Here is a 21,561-nt window from a genome sequence, read left to right as displayed (position 1 = left end):
CTAATGAGCAGCAGCAGAGGACAAATACTAATTGTTGATGATGAGGTGCATGTGGCCGACGCCATGGCTCGACTGTTAAAAAAGGAGGGTTACGAGGTTAAAGTGGCACACAGCGGCATGCAAGCCCTTGATATTGCCAAGCAAAAAGCGCCCCAACTTGTACTTTGCGATATTGTGCTACCCGATATTATTGGAACCCAAATTCTTTCTACGCTCAAATCAGACCCTAGCACCAGCAACTGTTTTGTAGTTCTAATGTCGGCACATCATACCGACACTAAGCATCAGGCAGAGGGCTTTGAGCTGGGTGCCGATGGATACTTAATTAAACCCATACAGAATCGCGAGCTTATTGCTCGGGTCGATGCCTTCATGAGGCATAAGAACACCATCGACCAGCTGAGGGAGAGTGAGAATCGGTTCAGGAAAATAGTTGACCGAAGCACTAACGCCCTCCTAATTATCGACTCAAGCAAAACAATACATTTTGCCAACCCCAACGCATGCAGCCTCTACAACAAATCATCAGAGGAACTAAAGGGAACAAGGATTCAGCTTGACTACCTTGAGGGGAAACCATACGAAACGGTTATCGAACTCCATGGTATTAGCTACACCTTCGAGGTACAAACTACTGATATTTTATGGGGCAACGAGCCCATGACCCTTATTTCACTCCATGACGTTACGGAACGCGCCGCTTACGTAAAGCGAATTGATGAACAGAACAAGCGCTACACAAGGGCACAGGCCATGGGCAAGGTGGGGAACTGGGAGTTCACATACAGCAACAACAACCTATGGATTTCCGATGAAACGAAAAGAATTATTGGCTTACCAACACGAGATTTTCTTAGCCTCGAGATGATGAGCAAACAGAATATTTTGGGAGCACAAGTTTATAGCGAATTAATTGGATATCTTGAAAGGAAAGAAAATTTCAGCTACATATTCGAAATAACTCCAGCTAATCAGCCAACCAAAAAAACTCTTATTACAAAAGCCGAGGTTGAGACAGCTGACGATGGGCAACCAGCTAAGATGGTTGGGGTTGTACTAGATATAACCGAGCGCAAAATGGCCGAGGAGGCCATTAGGGCAAGTGAAGTAAACTTTAGAACCATCTTTAACTCTACCAACGAAGCTATCTTCATTAGCGATACCAACGGCATCATATTGGATGTAAATAAACGAGTTCTCGAAATATACGGTTTTAAAGCAAAGGGTGAGATAGTGCAGAAAACCCTCCACTTTGTAAATGCTAACGATCCACCTTATACACATGAGCAGGCAGAATATCACATTAAACAAGCACTAAGTAAGAACTATCATACATTTGAGTGGCTTGCCAAGAAAAAAAATGGCGAACAGTTTTGGATAGAGGTTTCGCTTAGTAGGGTAGATTTAAACAATGAGCAAAGGATTATTTCGGTTGTTAGAGATATTGGCTCTAGAAAAAAGGCTGAAAGGGAGTTTCAGCGTCTAAACCAAGAGATTGCAGCAATTTTTAAAGCCAGCAAACCCTTGCAGTACCTAAAAACACCCGAAAAATTGGCTAAAGAAATCATCCAAGTATTGGAGGATATCCTAAACTACGAGCACTGCTCGGTTCTGCTTGTCGATTCCGACGGAATAACGCTCAAGCCTTTTGCTGTTAGCGATTGCGACCTGGGCTACGTATACAACACCGCTGAAAAAACTTATATCGAGGGGCTAGACTTAGAAATTGGGAAAGGAATTGTAGGCTGGGCCATTGAGAATGCCCAAAGCCTTCGAATTAACGATGTGAACAAAGACCCAAGGTACGTTGAGTTTCGCCATGACACCCAATCGGAAATCTGCGTACCCATAATCTCCGATTCCACAATAATTGGAGCCATCAACATTGAGTCGAAGCTACCCAATGCCTACACCGAAGCCGATGTCAAGATACTAGAAACCATGTCGGCACAAATTGGAGTAGCCATCCAGAACTCAAAACTATACCAACAGCTCCAAAAGGAGCTAGAGGAACGCAAGCAGATTGAGGAACGACTAAGCAAACTGAACGAGGAACTTGAAGCAAGGGTTAGCGAACGCACTCAGGCCATAGAGCAGCAGCTCGATAAACTTCACAAAAGCCAAAAGGCCATGCTATATATGGTGGAGGATTTGAATGAGATGACCGAGGAGCTAAAACGCGAGCGGCAAAAACTCGAGGCTATTAACCACGAGCTGGAATCGTTCTCGTATTCCGTATCGCATGACCTGCGGGCACCCCTTAGAGCCATTGATGGCTTTAGCAAGATACTGGTTGAAGACTATGCCGATAAGCTCGATGAGGAGGCACAGCGCCTGCTGAATATAGTACGCACCAATTCGCAGAAAATGGATCAACTAATTATTGATCTGCTGGCGCTTTCAAGGGTTACCAGGGGATCGCTTAGGTTGGTTCCAACGGACATGACCTCGCTTGTAGAAAACATCTATAAGGATATATTCGAGCCAACGAACACCCGTAAGGTTTTGCTTGAGGTTAAAAAATTGCCAAGCACATCAATTGACCCCACACTACTTAAACAGGTATGGCAAAACCTCATTGGCAATGCCATAAAGTACAGCAAACCAAACAACGACATAACTATTGAGATTGGGGGTGCGGTTCAGGATAATATGTGCCAATACTATATCAAGGACAATGGTATTGGCTTTGACCCAAAGTATGCCACCAAGATTTTTGAAACATTCCAACGCCTACATCGGGTTAACGAGTACGAGGGCACAGGCATTGGGCTGTCGGTGGTGCAACGTATTGTACATCGTCACGGGGGTACAACCTGGGCCGAAAGTGAGACTGGGCAAGGTGCAACATTCTGGTTCACCCTCCCGTACACCACCGAATAAATAGCACATTTCATGCAAACCACAGGCAACATATTAATAGTCGACGATTCGCAGGCACTACTTAGCCTTATCACTAGTTTCCTTGAGGCTGAGGGCTATCGAACTTTTGCTGTTGATTCGGGTGAAAAGGGCATCGATTTCTTAAAAGATTTCTCGCCCGACCTGATCCTGCTCGACCGTACCCTACCCCAGATGGATGGCATTGAAGCTTGCAAGCAAATAAAGCAGAACCCCGCAACTGCGGGTATCCCCATAATATTTCTTACTGCTACCAGCGACACAAAGGCCATTGTTGAGGGGTTCCGAATCGGAGCAGTTGACTACATCACCAAACCATTTCAGAAGGAGGAACTGCTGGCCAGGGTAAGCTCGCACATCAGCCTTTACCAGATGACCCAAAAACTCAACGAGCAAGCATTTGTGCTAAAACAAAGTGAGGAGCGGCTTAAGGAGCTTAATGCAACCAAGGACAGGTTCTTCTCCATCATTGCTCATGACCTAAAAAATCCACTGAACAACATCCTAGAGCTTAGCCTTATGCTTAAGGAGAACTACAAGCCGAATGAAGACAACAGCAATGTAATTGACGATATTATAGAACACCTAACCCAAACCGCCGAAAACACCAGCAAGCTACTAAGCAACCTGCTCGATTGGGCTTTAGTACAACGGGGCTGTATGCGCTACAACCCCGAGAATTTAAACCTTGCTTCGTTAGCCAGCGAGTGTATCGAGCTGTTCGCCTCCATAGCTTCAACCAAAAACATTACACTAGCTCATAAAGTAGATAGTAAAACCACCGTTTTTGCCGATAAGAATATGCTGGTAACGCTGCTGCGCAACCTTATTTCCAACGCCCTAAAGTTTACGCCAAAAAACGGCTCCGTTACAGTAGCTGCCAACCAACAACATGGAATTGTTGAGGTTTCGGTTGAGGATACTGGAGTTGGGATTGAACCAGAAAAGTTGTCGCACATCTTCTCCATTATCGACTCAAAATCGACCTACGGAACCGATGGTGAGCACGGCACAGGTCTAGGCCTTATCCTCTGCAAAGAGTTTGTGAGCATTCATAACGGAAAAATTTGGGCAGAGTCGAAGCTAAACAAGGGTACGCGATTTACATTTACTATACCTACGGATTTTGTTGAATAGACGTTAAACTAAATTACTTGCTTTATGTTACTAACATAAAACATAGCTAAATGGATGAAATTGAGATACTACTGGTTGAGGACAACCCTGCCGACTTGGAGCTAACCCTACGTGCTCTGAAAAAAAATAACATTGCCAACAAAGTGCAGGTTGCCGAGGACGGCGAGGTGGCGCTCGACTTCCTATTTGGCCAAGGACAATTTGCAGATCGCAATACCGACAACAAGCCCAAGGTAGTGCTGCTCGATCTTAAGCTCCCCAAGGTGGATGGACTTGAGGTGCTTAGAATAATAAAGGCAGATCCAAAAACTCAGGCCATCCCCGTGGTGGTTCTAACCACCTCGAAGCAAGAAAGCGATATTATTGAGAGCTATAGATTAGGCGTAAACAGCTACATTGTAAAACCCGTTGATTTTGAAAAATTCGTCGAATCGGTTAAAGAATTGGGAATGTACTGGTTATTAATGAACCAGCCTCCTATGTAAGCATTTTCTGATCAACACACTGATTTAAAAACCCTACAAAACCATCCCCACATGCCGTTTGAGAATAGCAAAATTAGAATACTTTTCGCCGAGGATTTACCAGAGGATTTTGAACTTGCCAAGGCAACCCTTAAGCGGGGCGACATTCTATTCGAGGATATAAAAGTTGATACCCCCGATGATTTTGTGAGGGAACTACAGCAGTTCAACCCACAGATTATAATATCGGACTACTCCATGCCCATTTTCAACGGAATGGAGGCGCTGGAACTAGCCAAAAAGCACGCTCCCGACATCCCATTCATACTGCTTACGGGTTCTATAAACGAGGAAACGGCCGTTAAGTGTATGAAAGCTGGCGCAACCGACTACGTGCTTAAGGAGCGGATGGCCCGACTACCTTTTGCAGTTAAGGAAGCGATAGAACAAGCCAAAAATAAGTTGGAACGAAAGATGGCTTTACTATCCCTCAGAGAAAGTGAAGAAAAATTCCGGATGATTGCTGAGAATGCTCACGACTTCATTTTTAAAATTGAGTACCAACCAACCCTTCGCTTTGCCTATGCAAGCCCTTCGGCAACACAAATTACAGGATATACTCCCGAGGAATTCTATCAAGCTCCAAAACTAAGCGTAGATATTATTCACCCCGACGATCGGGAAAAATTCAGAAATCTACGTAAGCTAAGGAAAGAGGGCAAATCGATGCTCACCTACCGCATCGTTAAAAAGAGTGGCGAGGAGGCTTACCTGGAGCAAATTAATGTATTTACCTACGATAAGAACAAAAGAACCGTTGCCCTTGAGGCCGTTGCCCGCGACATTACGGATCGGGTGAAAGCCCAAGAGGCCCTAGCCCAAAGTGAAGCACAATACCGTGTGCTGTTCGAGGGCAACCCAAACCCAATGTGGGTTTACGACACCAAAACACTTCAATTCCTTGCTGTTAACAACATTGCAATAAATAATTACGGGTATAGCAAGCAGGAGTTCCTTTCAATGAGCATAAAGGATATACGACCCAAAGATCAACTCCCTAGGCTGACAGGCAATCTTGAAAATGAGGAGGACGACATCCAGCACTCGGGCCCATGGGTACATCAATATAAAAATGGCAAAACCATATTTACCGAAATCACCTCGCATAGCATTGAGTACAACGGAAGTCCCGCACGGCTAGTGGTTGCCTACAACGTAACCGACCGGGTTGAGGCAGCCCAGAAACTCTACGAACAGAAACAGGTGGCCCAAGCCACCCTCGACTCGATTAATGCAAACATATGCCTGCTCGATGGAAAGGGGTACATAGTTTCTGTAAACAAACACTGGATCGATTTTGCCAAGGCAAACAAGGGTAATCTTAATGAGGTGGGGGTTGGCAGCAACTACTTTAACGTATGCGAACGGGCAACCGGCGCCGACAGAGAGGATGCCATGAGCATGGTGAAAGGAATGCGCCAGGTGCTCGATGGCCAAACCCTTTTTGATATGGAGTACAAGATGAGTACACCCGACGATAACAAGTGGTTTCAGGTACGGGTTGTTCCATACATGGGGCATGATAAGCATAGCCAAGGGCTAGTTATCTCGCATATTGATATTACACCCCGAAAAATGGCCGAGCTGGAGCTACAAGAAAGTGAGCTGCGCTACCGTATCTTCATGAACTCCACACAGGATATGGCTTTCCTTAAAGATGAAGAGTTCAGGTACATTATGGTAAACCGTGCAGGACTGGGTTTCTTCGAGAAAAGGGAATCGGAGGTGCTCAAGCACACCGATTTCGATTTGCTACCCCATAGCACTGCCCACTCCTCAAACCTATCCGACAAGAAAGCCATTGACAGGGGAATGGTGGTAATAGACACCGTGCTACATAACGAAAAGATTTTCGAGACCCGCAAGTTTCCAGTAAAACTAAGCAACGGCAGCATAGGCGTTGGCGGCTTTGTTCGCGACGTTACCGATTGGTATAATGCTCAAAATGCAATAAGAGAATCGGAGAAAAAGTACAAATCATTGGTTGAGAACTCACTTGTGGGGGTTTACACAACAAATATCTCTGGCGAATTCCTCTTTGCCAACCAGGCCATGGCAAACATTCTTGAGTTCGACTCCATTCCCGAGCTAATGCGAACCAATATAAAGTCGTTGTACAAAAGCCCAGAGCAAAGGGAGATGCTAATTCAGCTGCTCAAAACCCGAGATAGCTTTAAGGATTACGAGCTGGAGTTTATTACGCCCAAGGGAAACACAAAGCATATTATGCTTAGCGCATCACTATCGGGAAAAACTATGTCGGGGATGCTAATGGATATAACCAGCCGTAAAGCGGCTGAGCTGGAGGTGCTAGAGAACAATAAAAAGATTGAGGCCCAGAATGAGGAGTTGGAAGCAGCCAAGCTAAAGGCAGAGGAGAACGACAGGCTAAAAACTGCATTCTTGCAAAATCTATCCCATGAAATACGCACCCCAATGAACGGCATTATGGGATTCACCGAGTTGCTCAAAGACAGTTCCGTTAGCAAAGAAACCAACGATTTTTACCTCGATATGATTGAGCAGTCGGGGGAGCGGATGATGAACATTATAAACGACCTTATCGAGATATCGAAGATAGAAACGGGACAAACCTCAATTTACATCTCCGAGTTCAACATTAACACAGTGCTTATTGAGGCACAGATGTTTTACAAAAAGTATGCTGACGAAAAAGGAATAGAGATTAAGCTTGGCCTCACGCAACCCGATAACTTTACCCTTACCTCCGATCGCGGCAAAGTATACCAAGTTGTTTCTAACCTTATAAACAATGCCCTAAAGTTCACAACCGAAGGATTTATTGAGATTGGCTATCACCAGCCTAAGGCAACCGAGATTGAGGTATATATTAAGGATACAGGCATAGGCATTAGCCAGGAGCATCAAGAGGTAATATTTGAACGCTTTAGACAAATTGACACATCCATCTCGCGCGGATACGAAGGTTCTGGGTTAGGACTATCAATATCGAAAGCGTTTATTGAGCAGCTAAACGGTAAAATATGGCTCGAGAGCGAACCGGGAAAAGGCACAACCTTCAGGTTTAGTATCCCAATAAAATAAGCTACATTTACTACACAAAATTATGTGATATGGACGAAATGGTTGGAAAAATAAAATCGCCCCTGAAAGCGCTGGTGGTCGAAGATGATGTGGTAAGTCGGATGTTGCTGGCCGAAATACTGAAGAAGAGTAACATTGAGGTTGACTTTGCCAGAAATGGCAAGGAGGCTGTTGATAAGGTAAGTGAGGATAGCGATTCCATCGACTTTATCCTTATGGATTTGAAGATGCCCATCATGAACGGGTACGAAGCCACGCTAGCGATTAGGGAGTTGGGCTTTACCAAGCCCATCATTGCGCAAACGGCTTATGCCAGCCAGGATGATAGGGAGAAGGTGCTTGCAGGTGGTTTCGATGCATACCTCTCGAAGCCCGTAAAGAAAGATGTTTTGCTTAGCCTTTTAGAAGAGCTGTGGTAAGCATCATCGCCACCCTCCCACTTCATCACAATATCGCAAACAATTGAAAACAGCTAAATGGAAGAGTACACCAAACACGTACCCAACACATTATCAACCAAGTTTCTCGAGGGATTAAGCTTTGAGCTACGTACGCTTCTTAACGGGTTTGTTGGTCCAGTCCAGCTGCTAAAGTATAAAGTTGACGACCCCTCACTAGTAGAGGTATTCCAAATGCTCGACTCTACCCTATCGCGCCTTGAGCGGCTTACCCTTCGAACATCCATAGTGCAGAATGTTAATAACCTTGAGCAACTAAAGCAAAAGAATGAGACAATAAACCTTGCCGATTTGGTAAAGTATTGCATTCTCGACCTGCAAACCATCTCCGATCTTGAGAACATCAAATTCAACCTATCTAACGATAGCCTTCCCATTAACATCACTGGCAACCATGAACTACTGCTTCAGGCGTTCGAAGTTTTATTCGAGTTGGCCATTTCGCTCTCCGAATCGGACTCGACCATTGACGTCGATTTTGCTCTGGAAAACCAACGTGCCATCTGCAGAGTATTGTCACCCACAGCAACTTTCCCCAGCTACCTGAACCTGACCCCTGCTAGTAACGACGACCAAAACGCTGCTCCATGGGATCTTCTACTGGCAAAGCATATAATAAACGGACACCAAGGGATTGTAACCACATCCGCACCCCAAACCAATTCGTTCACCATTGAATTCTTAGGATTATAGCCATGAACGAATCGATGTTAAACTCATTCATCAGGCTAGTTGCTGCCCTGGCCGTAGTGAGGAAGGATGTGAACATTAGGGTAACCCGCAAACATCTGGAGACATTCCTACAGCAGAACATCGACAAACGATTGGTAAAAACCCAGCTGCTTACATTCGACAGCACTCATAATAAATACAAAAAGCAAGGCATAAGCAACAATACGCTACAGACCATTTGCCGCGAGATAAATAAGGAGTTTAACGCCACCCAACGTTTTCAGCTTATTATTAACCTTTTCAATTTTTTCACCCTAACTCCCATCGATTTTGTTTCAACTCAGTTTACAGGCAAGGATAACGAGCCTGCAAATAACATTGAACAAATAGCCAAATGGCTTAAAGTTGACCATAACGACTACCTGAGTTTTCGTCACTTCACATCGGGGCAGCTGCACAGCATCCCAAACCGTGAAAGCATCCTGATAGTTGCTGAGAAGGATCCAAAGATTAGCCACACCCAGTTTTCCGAGCGCGAAGGAATAAAAGGATTTTTGTCTTTCCTCCGGATTCCATCGGCAAACCTTCTGCTTTTCAACTATAATGGTGCTTCTGTCCTGCAGATAAACGAAAAGCCAATTTTTAGTAAGCAAACCTATATCCTCCATAGTGGAGCCATTGTAAAGGGCAAAAGCATTGCCCCAATTTTTTATGGAGAGATAGTAAAAAAATTGCTGCAAAGCAACTCCAGCAGCCCGGTAACGCTAGTAGCCAACAACTTATCGTACACCTATCCAAACTCAGCTCAAGGAATAAAGAGTTTGAGCCTAAAGGCCGAAAGTGGAGAACTAACAGGCATTATGGGTGGTAGCGGGGTGGGGAAATCTACCCTAATTAAGTTACTATGCGGAAATCTTAAGCCCCAGTCGGGCAACGTGCTAATTAATGGCCACGACCTATACCAGGATCATACGCTTCACCAAAACTTAATTGGTGTGATGCACCAAGAGGAGTGCCTGGTTGAGGAGCTAACCGTATTCGAAAACCTATACCACAGCGCAAGGATTGCCATAGGCAACATACCAAACGAAGAGCTAATTGAACTTGTAAACAAGCACCTGTTCGAACTCGATTTGCTCGATTGTAAAGACAATAGGGTTGGCTCACCCGATAACAGGATGCTAAGCGGTGGACAGCGCAAACGGCTAGCCATTGCCATGGAGATTATTCGCGACCCCAAAATTCTTTTTGTTGATGAGCCAACCTCTGGACTCTCGTCGGCCGATTCGCTCATGGTCATGCGCATCCTTAAGGACATTGCCCTCTCGGGCAAGGTGGTGGTGGTAAACATTCATCAGCCCTCGTCGGAGGTATACAAACTGTTCGATAGCATTCAGATTATCGACAAGGGCGGATACCCCGTTTTTTATGGAAACCCCATTGAAGCCATTCTGCATTTTAAGCGGGTAACAAATAGAATTGACCGGGACAAAAGTGGCTGTGAATGCTGCGGGAATGTTAAACCCGAAGATATTTTCGATCTGCTTGAGGAGCATTTTGTTGATGAGCTAGGCCACCAAATGGCTAAACGCAAAATTGAGCCCCAGCAGTGGCATCAGTTATATCTGGACATGCAGAACAATCAGTCCAATCAGGGCAGCATTACTATGGAGTTACCCAAGGCAAAGCACATCAAACCAAGCATGCCAAAACAGTTTTCAGCGTTCTTTGCGCGAAACCTGCTAACGAAACTCCGCAACACTCAGTTTCTTGTATTTGCCCTGCTACTCCCTCCAATCCTATCCGTTGTGGTATCCATATTTTTGCGATATTCCATTCCAGCAAATTTGAACAGCACAACCGAGGCCTACACCCTTTTTGCAAACCCAAACATACCCTCTTTCTTTTTGATGAGCGTTTTGGCATCGCTTTTCTTTGGGCTGATAATTAGCTGCGAGGATATAATTAGAGATAAGCGTATTGTTAGCCGTGAAACGAGCATTGGGCTTAGCCTAAAAAGTTTTTACAACGCCAAGTTTCTTTTCCTGATTACGCTAAGCGCAATACAAACCATTGCCTTTATTATCCCCGGGGTATTAATACTCGAACTAAAAGGGGTTACCATTGCGCTATGGCTTGTGCTTTTTATACTTTCCCTTTCGGGTAATCTCCTGGGGCTAATCCTATCATCCACACTAAAGTCGGTGGTTGCCATATACATCCTAGTGCCATTCCTGCTCATACCTCAAATACTTTTTAGCGGGGTGGTAGTGTCGTTCGACAATCTGAACTCGAAACTTGCAGCCTCGGACCATGTGCCATTGGTTGGCGAGACGATGATGTCGCGCTGGGCCATGGAGGCTTCCATTGTTCATTTTTACAAAAACAATCGCTACCATAAGCCATTTTTCAATATCGACCTACGCGAGAGCGAGCTACGCTTTAGGCTCTTACACCTTATCCCCGAGCTAAACCATCTGGTGAGCATCTTAAGAGAAAACCCCCAGGATATAACCAACAACGACAAGGAAACCATAGCCAATGGGCTGCAGCTCCTGCACCGCGACCAAAAGTTGCCAAACCCAGATTACATCTATACCCCTTGGACAGACAACTCGGTGTTCCAACTATCGGACTACCTTGCCGATGCTCGCCAATCCATATCGCAGCAATACACCAACACCCGCCATAAGCGCGACAAACTATCGCAAAGCTTATACCCAAATACCGAGGAGGGTCGGGAGTTTATGAACACCAATAGGGATAAGTATTTTAATAGAGCCATCGACGACTTGGTGAAGAATAAACACTACCCTGCAGCCCTAGTCCGCAAAGGAAACAGGTTTATTCAGAAAGCCGATCCAGTTTACCAGATTTACCCTTCGGCAATAGGCCGATCGCACTTTCTGGCTGCTTACAAAAGAATTGGAGACAGCTACATCGAAACCTACTGGTACAATATTATCATTATGCTACTGATGACCATTAGTCTTTACTTGGTTTTTATCCTAAATTTTTTGCCCAGGATATTCAAAAACAAGTAACTAATGCTGATAACCAACGTTAAAGAATTTAATTTTTTATCTTTGTAAGAATAAAAATACAATACCACAATGAAAAGGACACTCCTGATAACCATTGCTTTTCAAATTCTTTTGCTGGGATGCAAGTCACCCAGAGGCGAAGCGGAAAGTTCGGATCAGCTACAAGCCGATTCGCTTCAATACGTCCAAGAACTAGAATACCTACTCCCCTCACCTGCCGAGTTTTTCTCGGTTGTGCAGGAGGTTGGGCTCGAATTCGACCAAAGCATTATTCGCCCCATCGAAAGCACAACAAGTTTTCAACTATACCGTAACCAGGCTTTAAACTTTGGCTTGTACCTAGCAGATTTCTCATATCTGCTGCTCTTCGAGAAGCAAAGTGAGTCCATTAAGTATTTATACCAAATTCAGGAAATGGCTCAGCTGCTTAACATTGAGAACTATTTCGATGATGCATTCTTCAACAAGCTACTTACGAGCCTAAACGAACCCGATACCATCAGGGCCATCTCCATTGAGCAGTCCGCTTCGTTCTTCAACCGAATGGATGTAATTGGCAACAAAGACTTGGTAATCCTGATAACCTCGGGGTCGATTATTGAAACGATGTACATTGCGCTAAACGTGGTGGACGAGAAGAGGATTACCGATCGGGCTATAACAACAATTATCGATCTTGCCTACATTTTCGACTCGTTTTACCTACACTACACCATAACTCAGCCAAAGGGCGATGAGGTTGCCCCACTCTCGGAAGATCTGCTAGAGCTAAGGAAGATTTTCAACTCCATGGCTATAAATCAGGTATCTAAGGCAATCCGTAAAGACGGGAACCTTGTGCTGACCAGTGAGGTAACCCATGAGGTTAATGAGTATAACGTTAGGAAGATGAAGGTGATGGTTAACACCATTCGCGAGAAGATAGTAAACCAAGTGTACTAACACCTAGTAATTCCCAAAAGATATGAAGCCTTTTATCATCACAATAACAGCACTACTGTTTAGCATGGCGAGCTACTCGCAATGCGATGAGTATTACAACCGTATTAGCTGTAGACCCAGCCCTCAGGAGGCTAAAGATATGATCCTGTCGAGCCAATCGAAAAGTTCATACCTCGAAGCACGCAAAACCTACAAATTCCAGATGACCCTTTTTGGCAATATGGATTACCGCATAATATTTTGCACCGAACGCAAGTTTTACCCAATCCACTATGTGATTACCGAAAAGGACACCGGCATTCCATTGTACGACAACGAGATGGATGATTACGTGGAATCAATTGGAGTTTCCATTGAGAACACAACCATTGTGATAGTGGAGGTTACCTTACTGGCCAAGGATGCTAAATTCAGAGACTTTAGGCAGAATAGGGCCTGCCTGGGTGTTCCAATACTCTATCGACGCATACCAAAATCGGGGTTTGCCGGAGAGCTATAACCCAACCTGGGGTTAGCCAAACCAAGCGTAATGGCACGCCATTTGTATCTGTAGCCTTGTTGATTTCAAGTACTGAAAGTGTAGCAACAGCATAATACATAAGACAGGTTATTGCTACAAAACAACATATCGAGCATAGTTAACAGCATACAACCATGGAACGGAATATTGATTTCTTCAACATTAAGCACAACCTAATCTCCCCCAAGGAGGGCAGGGTGCTTATTGCCGAGCCAGGGCTGATTGATCAATATTTTAAGCGAGCGGTTATCCTTTTGGTTGAGCATAACGACCAGGGCACCATAGGCTACGTTCTAAACAATATCATTGATGTTAAGCTTAACGAGCTGATTCCCGATTTTCCCGATATAAAAGTAGTAACCTCCATTGGAGGGCCAGTAAGTCCAAACAGTATACATTTTATACACACGGTGGGTCATTTAATACCCAACACCAACGAGGTTACCGATGGTCTTTTTTGGGGTGGCGATTTTGACGCCGTAAAAAAGCTTATCGAGCAGGGAAAGCTTACCTCACGACAAATTAGATTTTTTGTTGGCTACTCGGGTTGGGGAAAAGATCAGCTGGCCAATGAGCTAAAGGAAAACAGTTGGGTAGTTTCGGAACTCGATATGGTACAAATCATGGCCGGTAAGGATGACCTGTGGAATAGAGCCGTTATGCAAATGGGGCCAAAGTACAAACCATGGACTATCTATCCGCTCAACCCATCGCTAAACTAAACGCCGAAGGTTTCCTCGTTAAGCAAGTCACTTAGCTTTCGGCTTACCAATCCAAAATATCGCTTTTGGCGAAGGCCTACAATCCACTTAATACCGCTTACAGCGTTGGTTAAAAACAACTCGTCGGCATTGAGCAGCATTTCGGGCTCAATGGCTGCATTTGTATTGAGTTTATAACCATTCCTAATGGCCAAATCGATAACCACCTGTCGCATAACTCCAGCAACACAGCCTTCGCCAAGCGATGGGGTAATAATCTTGTCGCCTTTCACCAAGAAAAGGTTTGATGATATGGCCTCAACAACTCTGTTCTGATCGTTGATCAATAGGCAATCGTCAACACCCAGCCGCTGCTTGTGTAGACCAGCCATAACGTATAGCTGAGCATTGCAGCTTTTAAGGGGCGATAGTATATTAATAGGCTTGCGAATATCTGTGTACAAATCTACCACCAACCCTTTAGAATTTAAGGGGTAGTAGTTGCTTTGCAGGGTTTCGGCAAACATCAACATACCCACGGTACTTCTGGTTGGGGTGTACAGCCCCCCTTGCTCTCGAAAGATTGTTAGGCGAACCCTAGCGCTATCGAAAATTCTATTCTTATTCAAAAGCCGGGTAATCTCCTTGCCAAGAAAGTCATCCTTGAAAAATGGAGGAAGCTCCATCGATAACAGCTCGGCACTTTTAATAATACGGGCCAGATGATGCTGTAGGTACTTAGCCTCTGTTCCAAAAGCATGAATGGTTTCGAAAAATCCATCGCCATACAAAAACGATCTATTGCCTGCGGCTACAACAGGCTCGTTGATACGAGAAAAATCTCCATTATGCCAAACGTATTGACGATCCATTTAATTCTCCAGCTTTAGCATATCTATTGCCCTTTGCATTAGTATGGGCTGTATGGTGCCATGGGTTAAACTTTTGGGAATACTACTGGAAAACAACACCTCCTGAATCTCAAAGCTGGGTAGCTCGCCAAACTCATCAACCTGAGCAAAAAACAGCCTATTATAGCTGCGCTTACCCAGGCTTACAATGGAAAAGTCGCACACTGGGCTTAAGCTGTATGTAAGCGCACCCGTTTCCTCCCACAGCTCTCGCTGAGCGGCATCCTCGGGCAATTCACCAGCCTCAACATGGCCTCCTGGAACTTCCCATGTATGCGAATTATGCTTTCGAACCCAAACCCACTCGTCGTTGTATCGGGTTATAATAACCACGTAGTTGTAACTTGGATTACTGCTGTCGATGCTATGAAAATTCAATTGGTAGTCTACCATAACCCCAGCTGACTTAGGAAAACCCTAATTAGTTTAGGGTCAATTAAAAGTGGATAGATAAAGCCATAAACAGCACCAATAAAGTGGGCGTCATGGTTGATGTTGTCGCCAGATTTCTTGCTCATGTAGTGCGAGTAAACTAGATAGCCCACGCCAAATATTATGGCAGGCACGGGAAGTATACCCATGATGTAAAGATTATCTAAAGGCCTAAAAAAAATGCTGGAAAAAACCACCGCCGAAACGGCACCCGATGCCCCCACCCCTTGGTAGTAGAAATTATCCTTATGCTTACGCAGGGTCGAAAGGCAGCTAATAACTACTCCCCCAACATAAAGAGTAAAGAAATGAAAAGTTGCACTGCCTATTACACCATTCGCCTCGAGCTGCTTAAAAAGGGACTCTACGGCCAACCCAAACGACAGGAACACTATCATATTGATAAGCAAGTGCATAAAATCGGCATGAACCAAAGCATGGCTTAAAATGCGATACCACTGCTTACGGTGTACTACTTGATATGGGCTTAGCAAAAGTTTACCCATTAACTCTTTATTGCTTAAAGCAAGAAAGGAAACAACACCTGTTATGGCAATTATTAGAAAAGTCATAAAAAGAAAAGCTTACGCTAGTGCTAATGAAGAATTTTGTATACCAGTTCCTTGAGGAGCTCTCCGCCGTCTACATTATCGTTATTTACCCCCTTTGAGCGCAGGTCGTACTCCCTAAGCATTTCGAAAATTTGAACGCATTTACGAGGGTTATACCTTTTGGCTGCACTTAAGTAGTCTGACACAAAGAAGGGGTTTACCCCCAACGCTAGGGCGAGTGACCTCTCCGACTTATCGGCTATAAAGTGACACTTAAACACCTTGTTGAAATAGCTGTAAATGGCCATGGTAGTCAGCACCATTGGATTTGGGCCAGGGTTTTTGGCAAAATAATCGACGATACGATTCGCCTTAAGCACATCGCGAGCACCCAATGCGTTGGTGAGCTCAAAGCGATTAAAATCTTTACTAATGCCAATATTTTGCTCAATATGCTCGGTTGTAATCTTTGTTTGCCCTTGGGGCAATGTTATTATTAGCTTATCGAGCTCGTTAACAACCTTGCTCAAGTCGTTGCCCAGGTAGTCCTTTAACAGCTCTGCCGATGCTGGCGACAGGGACAATCCCTTTTGAGCAAGGAAGCTGGCGATCCAAGCGGGAACCTGATTATCGTAAAGCCGTTTGCTCTCGAAGTAAACCCCAACCTTACCTGCCAGGGTGAATAACTTTTTAAGCCCAACTCCCACCTTTGCCCCAGGAGCCAGCTTGTGACAGATTACCAGTATGGTAGACTTTTGAGGAGCCTTTAGGTACAACTCCAACTCCTCGAGCTTCTTAATCTGCTGAGCCTCCTTAACAATTACCACCTGATGATTTGCCATCATGGGAAACCGACGCGAGGTTTCGATTATTGCATTCACATCTATATCCTTGCCGTACACCACGGTTTGGTTAAACGCTTTCTCAGAATCGTTCAGCACATCCTCGGCAATAAAGTCGGAGATTACATCAATATAGTAATGTTCATCACCTGAGAGGATGTACACGGGCTTGTAGATCTTTTTCTTGAGCTCGTTAACAATCTCAGCAGAGGTATCGGCAATAGTTTTACGCTTGGCCATCAAAAAAAATACTTTTTAAAACCTTAGGTGTTTTACTGATTTGCCCTCGTTCTTGAGCTCCTGCAGCGACTCAATACCAATCTTAATATGATCGTCGACATAAAGGTTTGTGATTACCCTATCGCTCTCAGAGGTTTTTACCCCTGTTGAAATCATTGGCTGATCGGACACTAGCAGCAGAGCTCCCACGGGGATTTCGTTGGCAAAACCAACAGAAAATATTGTGGCAGTTTCCATATCGATGGCCATTGCCCTAATGGTGCGAAGGTACTCCTTAAAATCTTCGTCGTACTCCCAAACCCTACGGTTGGTGGTAATTACAGTACCTGTCCAGTAGTCGCGGTTATTGTTACGAATGGTTGTTGAAACGGCCCGCTGCAAGTTAAATGCGGGTAATGCAGGAACCTCAGGAGGGAAATAGTCGTTTGAAGTTCCCTCATGACGAATGGCGGCAATGGGGAGGATAAAATCGCCCAGCTCGCTTTTCTTTTTAAGGCCTCCGCACTTACCCAAGAACAAAACAGCCTTAGGCATAATGGCGCCAAGCAAGTCCATAACGGTTGCTGCATTGGGGCTACCCATACCAAAATCGATCATGGTAATACCATCGGCAGTAGCACAGGGCATATTAGCCTGTGGATCTACAATTGAAGTATTATGGAACTCGGCAAAAAAGTCGAGATAACCTCTAAAATTCGTTAGCAATATGTAGCTTCCAAAATCCTCAAGCTTTTGGCCAGTATAACGTGGCAGCCAGTTTCTTACAATTTCTTCTTTAGTTCTCATATGGTTTGCAATTAATATTTATCCAACGCTAGATGCCATTACCGGCAAGATTGAACAAAAATACAACTTTTTTTGCCCTTTCATAAACAGTAGGCATATTCCTTTTGCGGTGTAACCATATTTTGCAATCTTTGCAGCAAATCCACTCTATGGAACACCAGCTAAATCTACCTTTTTTTGATGTGAAGACACGCACCTTGAATGGGCAGAAACAGATATTCGATATCATCCGAAAAAAGTTTGTAGCCCTTACCCCTGAGGAGTGGGTGCGTCAGCATTTCATAAACTACCTAGTGGAAAAGAAGCAGTACCCCATCGGCCTAATATCGGTAGAAATGCCCGTGATGATAAATGGGATGCCCCAGCGTGCCGACATAGTTGTTTACAACCGAATGGCCAAACCGGTTGTGGTTGTGGAGTGTAAGGCCCCCACGGTTATCCTAAGCAATTCAACCTATACCCAAGCCGCACGCTATAACCTTGTGCTAAAAGCACAGTTGCTTGTGGTTACCAATGGAGTTTCGCACTTTTGTAGTAGAATTGATTTAGAGAAAAGATCATTCACCCCGCTATTGGAGATTCCAAGTTTTGGGGAAATTGAGTAGTTTAACTTTTTGCTAAACTATTAAGGGGATTTAGCAGCTGAAACATTTTCTCATCCTTCCACCCATCTACCCCTTTAATCCACTCCTTTTTTGTTCCCACACATACAAATCCAGCGTTTGCAAATAGCTGAATGCTCACCTGGTTATCGGCAGAGATGTTGCAGTACAGCTGATGCAGCTGGAGGGTTTCAAACGAGTATCGAACTAGAAGGCTTAGAGCCTCGGTGGCATATCCCTTTTGCCTATACTCCTTGTTGGCAATAAGAATTCCAATACCCGCACGAAGATGGAAGGGATCGAAATCGAAAAGATCAACAAGCCCCACGGGCACCATCATAAGTGAACTTTGAGTTTTAGCTTCGATAATAAGCCTCAGCTGTTTGGTCTCCCAAATATCGAGGTGTGATGTTTCGATGTACTTCTTAAGCACGTAACGCGAGAAGGGGGTTAGGGTATTGCTGGCCTTCCATATCTCCATATTATTCTCCCAGGCATAAAGCATATCAACATCGTCGGGCTCGGGAGCCCGTAGCTTAACCACGCTATTCTCAAGGGTACTGAACGACATAAGCATTTGTTTGCCACAAAGGTATTTATTTTTGGAGTGAGAACCTATGCCGTGGCTCGATTCAATTACTCACTTCAAAAAAGAGAATGGTTCACATCCACTTTGGGCTGTAAACCATAGTACAAGTGCAGCTTACAATGATTAATTATTGAGATTTGTAACAACTACTCAATCAGCATTTTTAAATCGTCCTCGCCAACAATTGATGCCTGAGTGAAACCACTATCGATGGCCAGGTTAAGAGCGACAATGGCATCGGACTTATGATCGAAATGCCCCAAGGCATAAGCAAAGCTATTCCTACGGCCAATTAACCGGAAACTCTCAAGCCCCGACTGAGAATTAACGACCTGCAGCTTATCAATATCAACATTTGTGTTAACTGGAGCCAAAAGGATGGTGTAGTTCTGAACCCTAATCTTTAGATGTTCTGGCACATCCAGTTCATCCACAACATCTACATTCCTTTCGGAATTCAACACCCTAATCGACGATCGGCGATTCAACCTCCTGCCAGCGGGATTATCGGTTCCATCGGGGAACTTATTTTGCGCTATGCTCTCCATTGAGCCTGCGCCTCTTACGGTTAAGCGTTCTGGCTCAATCCCTCTGTCGGTAAGATACCCTACAACTGATTTTGCCCTTCGGAGCGATAACCCTTTGTTATAGGCTCTTGACCCCTTGCTATCGGTATGTCCGCACACCTCTATTTCAAGGGTGGGGTTTTGATGAAGGAACAGGTACAACTTTTCCAACTCCCTTACAGCCTCATCCGATAGAGCATCGCAATCAAAGTCGAAAAGCACGCTTCGAATGGCCAAAAGCTTTCCTGCGTTAACCTCTTGGGGCTTGAGGTTAATGGTTACCCCAAAATCGGGCTCGGCAAAAGTATTAGGTATTGCAATGGAAATACTCTCCGTGACGTACCCTTCGCCTTTGGCTTCAATTCTATACTCCCCAGGGGTTACATCAAAAGCAAATAAGCCGCTAATATCTTCGGGGTTAACTTGATGTATGGTGTCATTAGTTGATGGACTTACAAGGACAACGTTAAAAAGTTGGCCTTGCACCTCGTAGCTATTTGCGAGCTGTAGGTGCCCCTTTATGGTTACCATTTCGGGTTTAACCTCGTTTACCAGCGAAATCTGATACAAATTGCTAATCCAGGGCTGACCTCGCTCAACCAACGACACGATTCCCTCCTCGGTGCTTATGGGGAAATACCACATGTCATCATCGGGGGTGCTAATGGGATACCCCAGGTTTAGGGGTGTCGACCATTCGCCACTCTCTAGTTTTTGCGAGTAAAAAACATCGTATCCCCCCAGCGACTTGTGCCCCTGGGAAATAAAGTAAAGCCTTGATCCATCGGGCGAAAGGTAGGGAGCCTCCTCGTTATGAGGTGTATTTATATTTGATCCCATATTAACAGCCTCTCCCCAGTCGCCGTTGGGTAGACGGCTGCTTTGATAAATATCAAGACCACCATATCCTCCTCTTCGGTTGGATGAGAAGTAAAGGGTTTGCCCATTGGGCGATATGGAAGCAAAGGTTTCCCAATACCTTGTATTGATAGGTTTACCTAATTTTTTCGCCTTTTGCCACTGCCCATCAACCTTTACGCTGCTATATATATTACCTGTACCATTATCGTTCTTAAAGAGGAATATTTCGGTGCCATTGCTATTTATTGATGTGGAAAAGAGTTCTCCCTCAAGACCAATATCCAATGTTATATTGTGGGGCGTTCCCCAGGTACCCTCCTCATTCTTCTCGCACACATAGATAGCATCGTAAAATTTTTCCTTAAGCGTGTAAAGCAGGGTGTTCGAATCATGAGAGAGTGCCGCGCCATGAATAAACGATTCGCCCTGGCCAATGGGAACCAAATTGCTTTGTAGCTTCCTTGACTGATCAATCATTCTGTCGGCACGCAGGCATGCCTGAATCTGCTGATCGACGTAGTCGAGGTTGTACACATCCTTTGCATCGAGCTGCTGCCTAAATACGTTGTAAGCTTCAATAGCCTTGTCGAACTTACCCTCAATACGGTAAGCCTCGCCCAGGTAAAAATACGCATTGGGTGGTGCTCCAACTTCGCGATACGACCCTTCCTGATATGACGGATTGATGCTTTTAACAGCTTCAGATAGTGGTTCAATTGCCTTGTGCTTAAGACCTGGGATACTAAGGTAAGAACGCCCTATGCGGTAGAGAAGATTAGCATTATCTGGGTTCTCGTTGTGTAACCTCAGATACAACGGCAACGCCTCCTGAGCATCGTTAAACAGGAAGTAATACTCGGCATCGGCAAAGGTTGTTTTGTAGTCGACCTCCTGGGTCCATCCGCAAAATGCCGGAGCAGCAAGCAGCCACACTAGCACAACTCTCACCAGGGCCTTGGGACTTTGCAATTGGGTACACATAGCTGATTAAAGGTTTTTAGGGTGTTTTAGGCTTTATCGATAGATCTGTTGGGTTTCTCCTGTTTAATCACCAGCTAACAAAAATAACAATATCAGCATTATAAATGAAATTTATACCTATCACTTTATCAAACTATGGCTAAATATTATTTTGAGGTGCTAAGAGAAATAGTTCCTTAGCCTAAAGTAAAAGAACTCCCGATCCCTAGTGCCCTGATTGATCATGATAAAGCGC

At 44.6% G+C, this 21,561-nt stretch carries 18 protein-coding genes; 11 read left to right on the top strand and 7 right to left on the bottom strand.

The window, feature by feature from the left end; translation table 11 throughout:
• Nucleotides 1-3: 3 nt before the first annotated feature.
• From G8O23_RS12865 to G8O23_RS12820, 10 genes are all read left to right on the top strand, one after another.
• Nucleotides 4-2,883 carry a PAS domain S-box protein gene (locus tag G8O23_RS12865; RefSeq protein WP_166365474.1) on the top strand — a complete coding sequence of 960 codons (2,880 nt, stop codon included), beginning with the start codon at nucleotides 4-6 and terminating at the stop codon, nucleotides 2,881-2,883.
• 12 nt (nucleotides 2,884-2,895) lie between these two features.
• Nucleotides 2,896-4,038: a hybrid sensor histidine kinase/response regulator gene (locus G8O23_RS12860; RefSeq protein WP_166365472.1), complete on the top strand. Its 1,143-nt coding sequence runs from the start codon at nucleotides 2,896-2,898 to the stop codon at nucleotides 4,036-4,038.
• Nucleotides 4,039-4,088: 50 nt separating this feature from the next.
• Nucleotides 4,089-4,523: a response regulator gene (locus tag G8O23_RS12855; RefSeq protein ID WP_166365470.1), complete on the top strand. Its 435-nt coding sequence runs from the start codon at nucleotides 4,089-4,091 to the stop codon at nucleotides 4,521-4,523.
• Between the two features lie 51 nt (nucleotides 4,524-4,574).
• Nucleotides 4,575-7,628 carry a PAS domain S-box protein gene (locus G8O23_RS12850; protein WP_166365468.1) on the top strand — a complete coding sequence of 1,018 codons (3,054 nt, stop codon included), beginning with the start codon at nucleotides 4,575-4,577 and terminating at the stop codon, nucleotides 7,626-7,628.
• Nucleotides 7,629-7,657: 29 nt separating this feature from the next.
• Nucleotides 7,658-8,047 (top strand): response regulator, encoded by a 390-nt coding sequence (locus G8O23_RS12845; protein ID WP_166365466.1) that lies wholly within the window; start codon nucleotides 7,658-7,660, stop codon nucleotides 8,045-8,047.
• 57 nt (nucleotides 8,048-8,104) lie between these two features.
• Entirely contained in the window at nucleotides 8,105-8,779 is a 675-nt protein-coding gene (locus tag G8O23_RS12840) for a HAMP domain-containing histidine kinase (protein ID WP_166365464.1), read from the top strand.
• A gap of 2 nt (nucleotides 8,780-8,781) precedes the next feature.
• On the top strand, nucleotides 8,782-11,802 hold the full coding sequence (locus tag G8O23_RS12835; RefSeq protein WP_166365462.1) for an ATP-binding cassette domain-containing protein: 3,021 nt from the start codon (nucleotides 8,782-8,784) through the stop codon (nucleotides 11,800-11,802).
• A gap of 69 nt (nucleotides 11,803-11,871) precedes the next feature.
• Complete coding sequence (locus G8O23_RS12830; protein WP_166365460.1) at nucleotides 11,872-12,744, top strand: hypothetical protein; 873 nt, start codon at nucleotides 11,872-11,874, stop codon at nucleotides 12,742-12,744.
• A gap of 22 nt (nucleotides 12,745-12,766) precedes the next feature.
• Complete coding sequence (locus tag G8O23_RS12825; RefSeq protein ID WP_166365458.1) at nucleotides 12,767-13,243, top strand: hypothetical protein; 477 nt, start codon at nucleotides 12,767-12,769, stop codon at nucleotides 13,241-13,243.
• Nucleotides 13,244-13,398: 155 nt separating this feature from the next.
• Nucleotides 13,399-13,986 carry a YqgE/AlgH family protein gene (locus G8O23_RS12820; RefSeq protein WP_166365456.1) on the top strand — a complete coding sequence of 196 codons (588 nt, stop codon included), beginning with the start codon at nucleotides 13,399-13,401 and terminating at the stop codon, nucleotides 13,984-13,986.
• On the opposite strand, the gene G8O23_RS12815 is transcribed toward G8O23_RS12820, so the two are convergent.
• The 5 genes from G8O23_RS12815 to G8O23_RS12795 are packed head-to-tail and all read right to left on the bottom strand — an operon-like array spanning nucleotide 13,983 to nucleotide 17,727.
• Nucleotides 13,983-14,837: an aminotransferase class IV gene (locus G8O23_RS12815; RefSeq protein WP_166365454.1), complete on the bottom strand. Its 855-nt coding sequence runs from the start codon at nucleotides 14,835-14,837 to the stop codon at nucleotides 13,983-13,985. The genes G8O23_RS12820 and G8O23_RS12815 overlap by 4 nt on opposite strands.
• Nucleotides 14,838-15,269, bottom strand: coding sequence for an NUDIX hydrolase (locus G8O23_RS12810; RefSeq protein ID WP_166365452.1), 432 nt, complete (start codon nucleotides 15,267-15,269; stop codon nucleotides 14,838-14,840). It abuts the gene before it with no gap.
• Nucleotides 15,263-15,880, bottom strand: coding sequence for a rhomboid family intramembrane serine protease (locus G8O23_RS12805; RefSeq protein WP_166365450.1), 618 nt, complete (start codon nucleotides 15,878-15,880; stop codon nucleotides 15,263-15,265). The genes G8O23_RS12810 and G8O23_RS12805 overlap by 7 nt, the downstream gene beginning before the upstream one ends.
• Nucleotides 15,881-15,903: 23 nt before the next feature.
• Entirely contained in the window at nucleotides 15,904-16,941 is a 1,038-nt protein-coding gene (gene holA / locus G8O23_RS12800; RefSeq protein ID WP_166365448.1) for a DNA polymerase III subunit delta, read from the bottom strand.
• Between the two features lie 15 nt (nucleotides 16,942-16,956).
• On the bottom strand, nucleotides 16,957-17,727 hold the full coding sequence (locus tag G8O23_RS12795; protein WP_166365446.1) for an AMP nucleosidase: 771 nt from the start codon (nucleotides 17,725-17,727) through the stop codon (nucleotides 16,957-16,959).
• Between the two features lie 149 nt (nucleotides 17,728-17,876).
• Here G8O23_RS12795 and G8O23_RS12790 point away from each other — a divergent pair, with 149 nt between their 5' ends.
• Nucleotides 17,877-18,332: a type I restriction enzyme HsdR N-terminal domain-containing protein gene (locus G8O23_RS12790; RefSeq protein ID WP_166365444.1), complete on the top strand. Its 456-nt coding sequence runs from the start codon at nucleotides 17,877-17,879 to the stop codon at nucleotides 18,330-18,332.
• Between the two features lies 1 nt (nucleotide 18,333).
• On the opposite strand, the gene G8O23_RS12785 is transcribed toward G8O23_RS12790, so the two are convergent.
• Complete coding sequence (locus G8O23_RS12785; protein WP_166365442.1) at nucleotides 18,334-18,900, bottom strand: GNAT family N-acetyltransferase; 567 nt, start codon at nucleotides 18,898-18,900, stop codon at nucleotides 18,334-18,336.
• 164 nt (nucleotides 18,901-19,064) lie between these two features.
• Entirely contained in the window at nucleotides 19,065-21,326 is a 2,262-nt protein-coding gene (locus G8O23_RS12780) for an OmpA family protein (protein ID WP_166365440.1), read from the bottom strand.
• Between the last annotated feature and the right edge of the window lie 235 nt (nucleotides 21,327-21,561).

Source organism: Perlabentimonas gracilis (assembly GCF_011174675.1).
Classification (GTDB): domain Bacteria; phylum Bacteroidota; class Bacteroidia; order Bacteroidales; family Tenuifilaceae; genus Perlabentimonas; species Perlabentimonas gracilis.
This window is presented reverse-complemented; position numbering and strand designations above follow the sequence as displayed.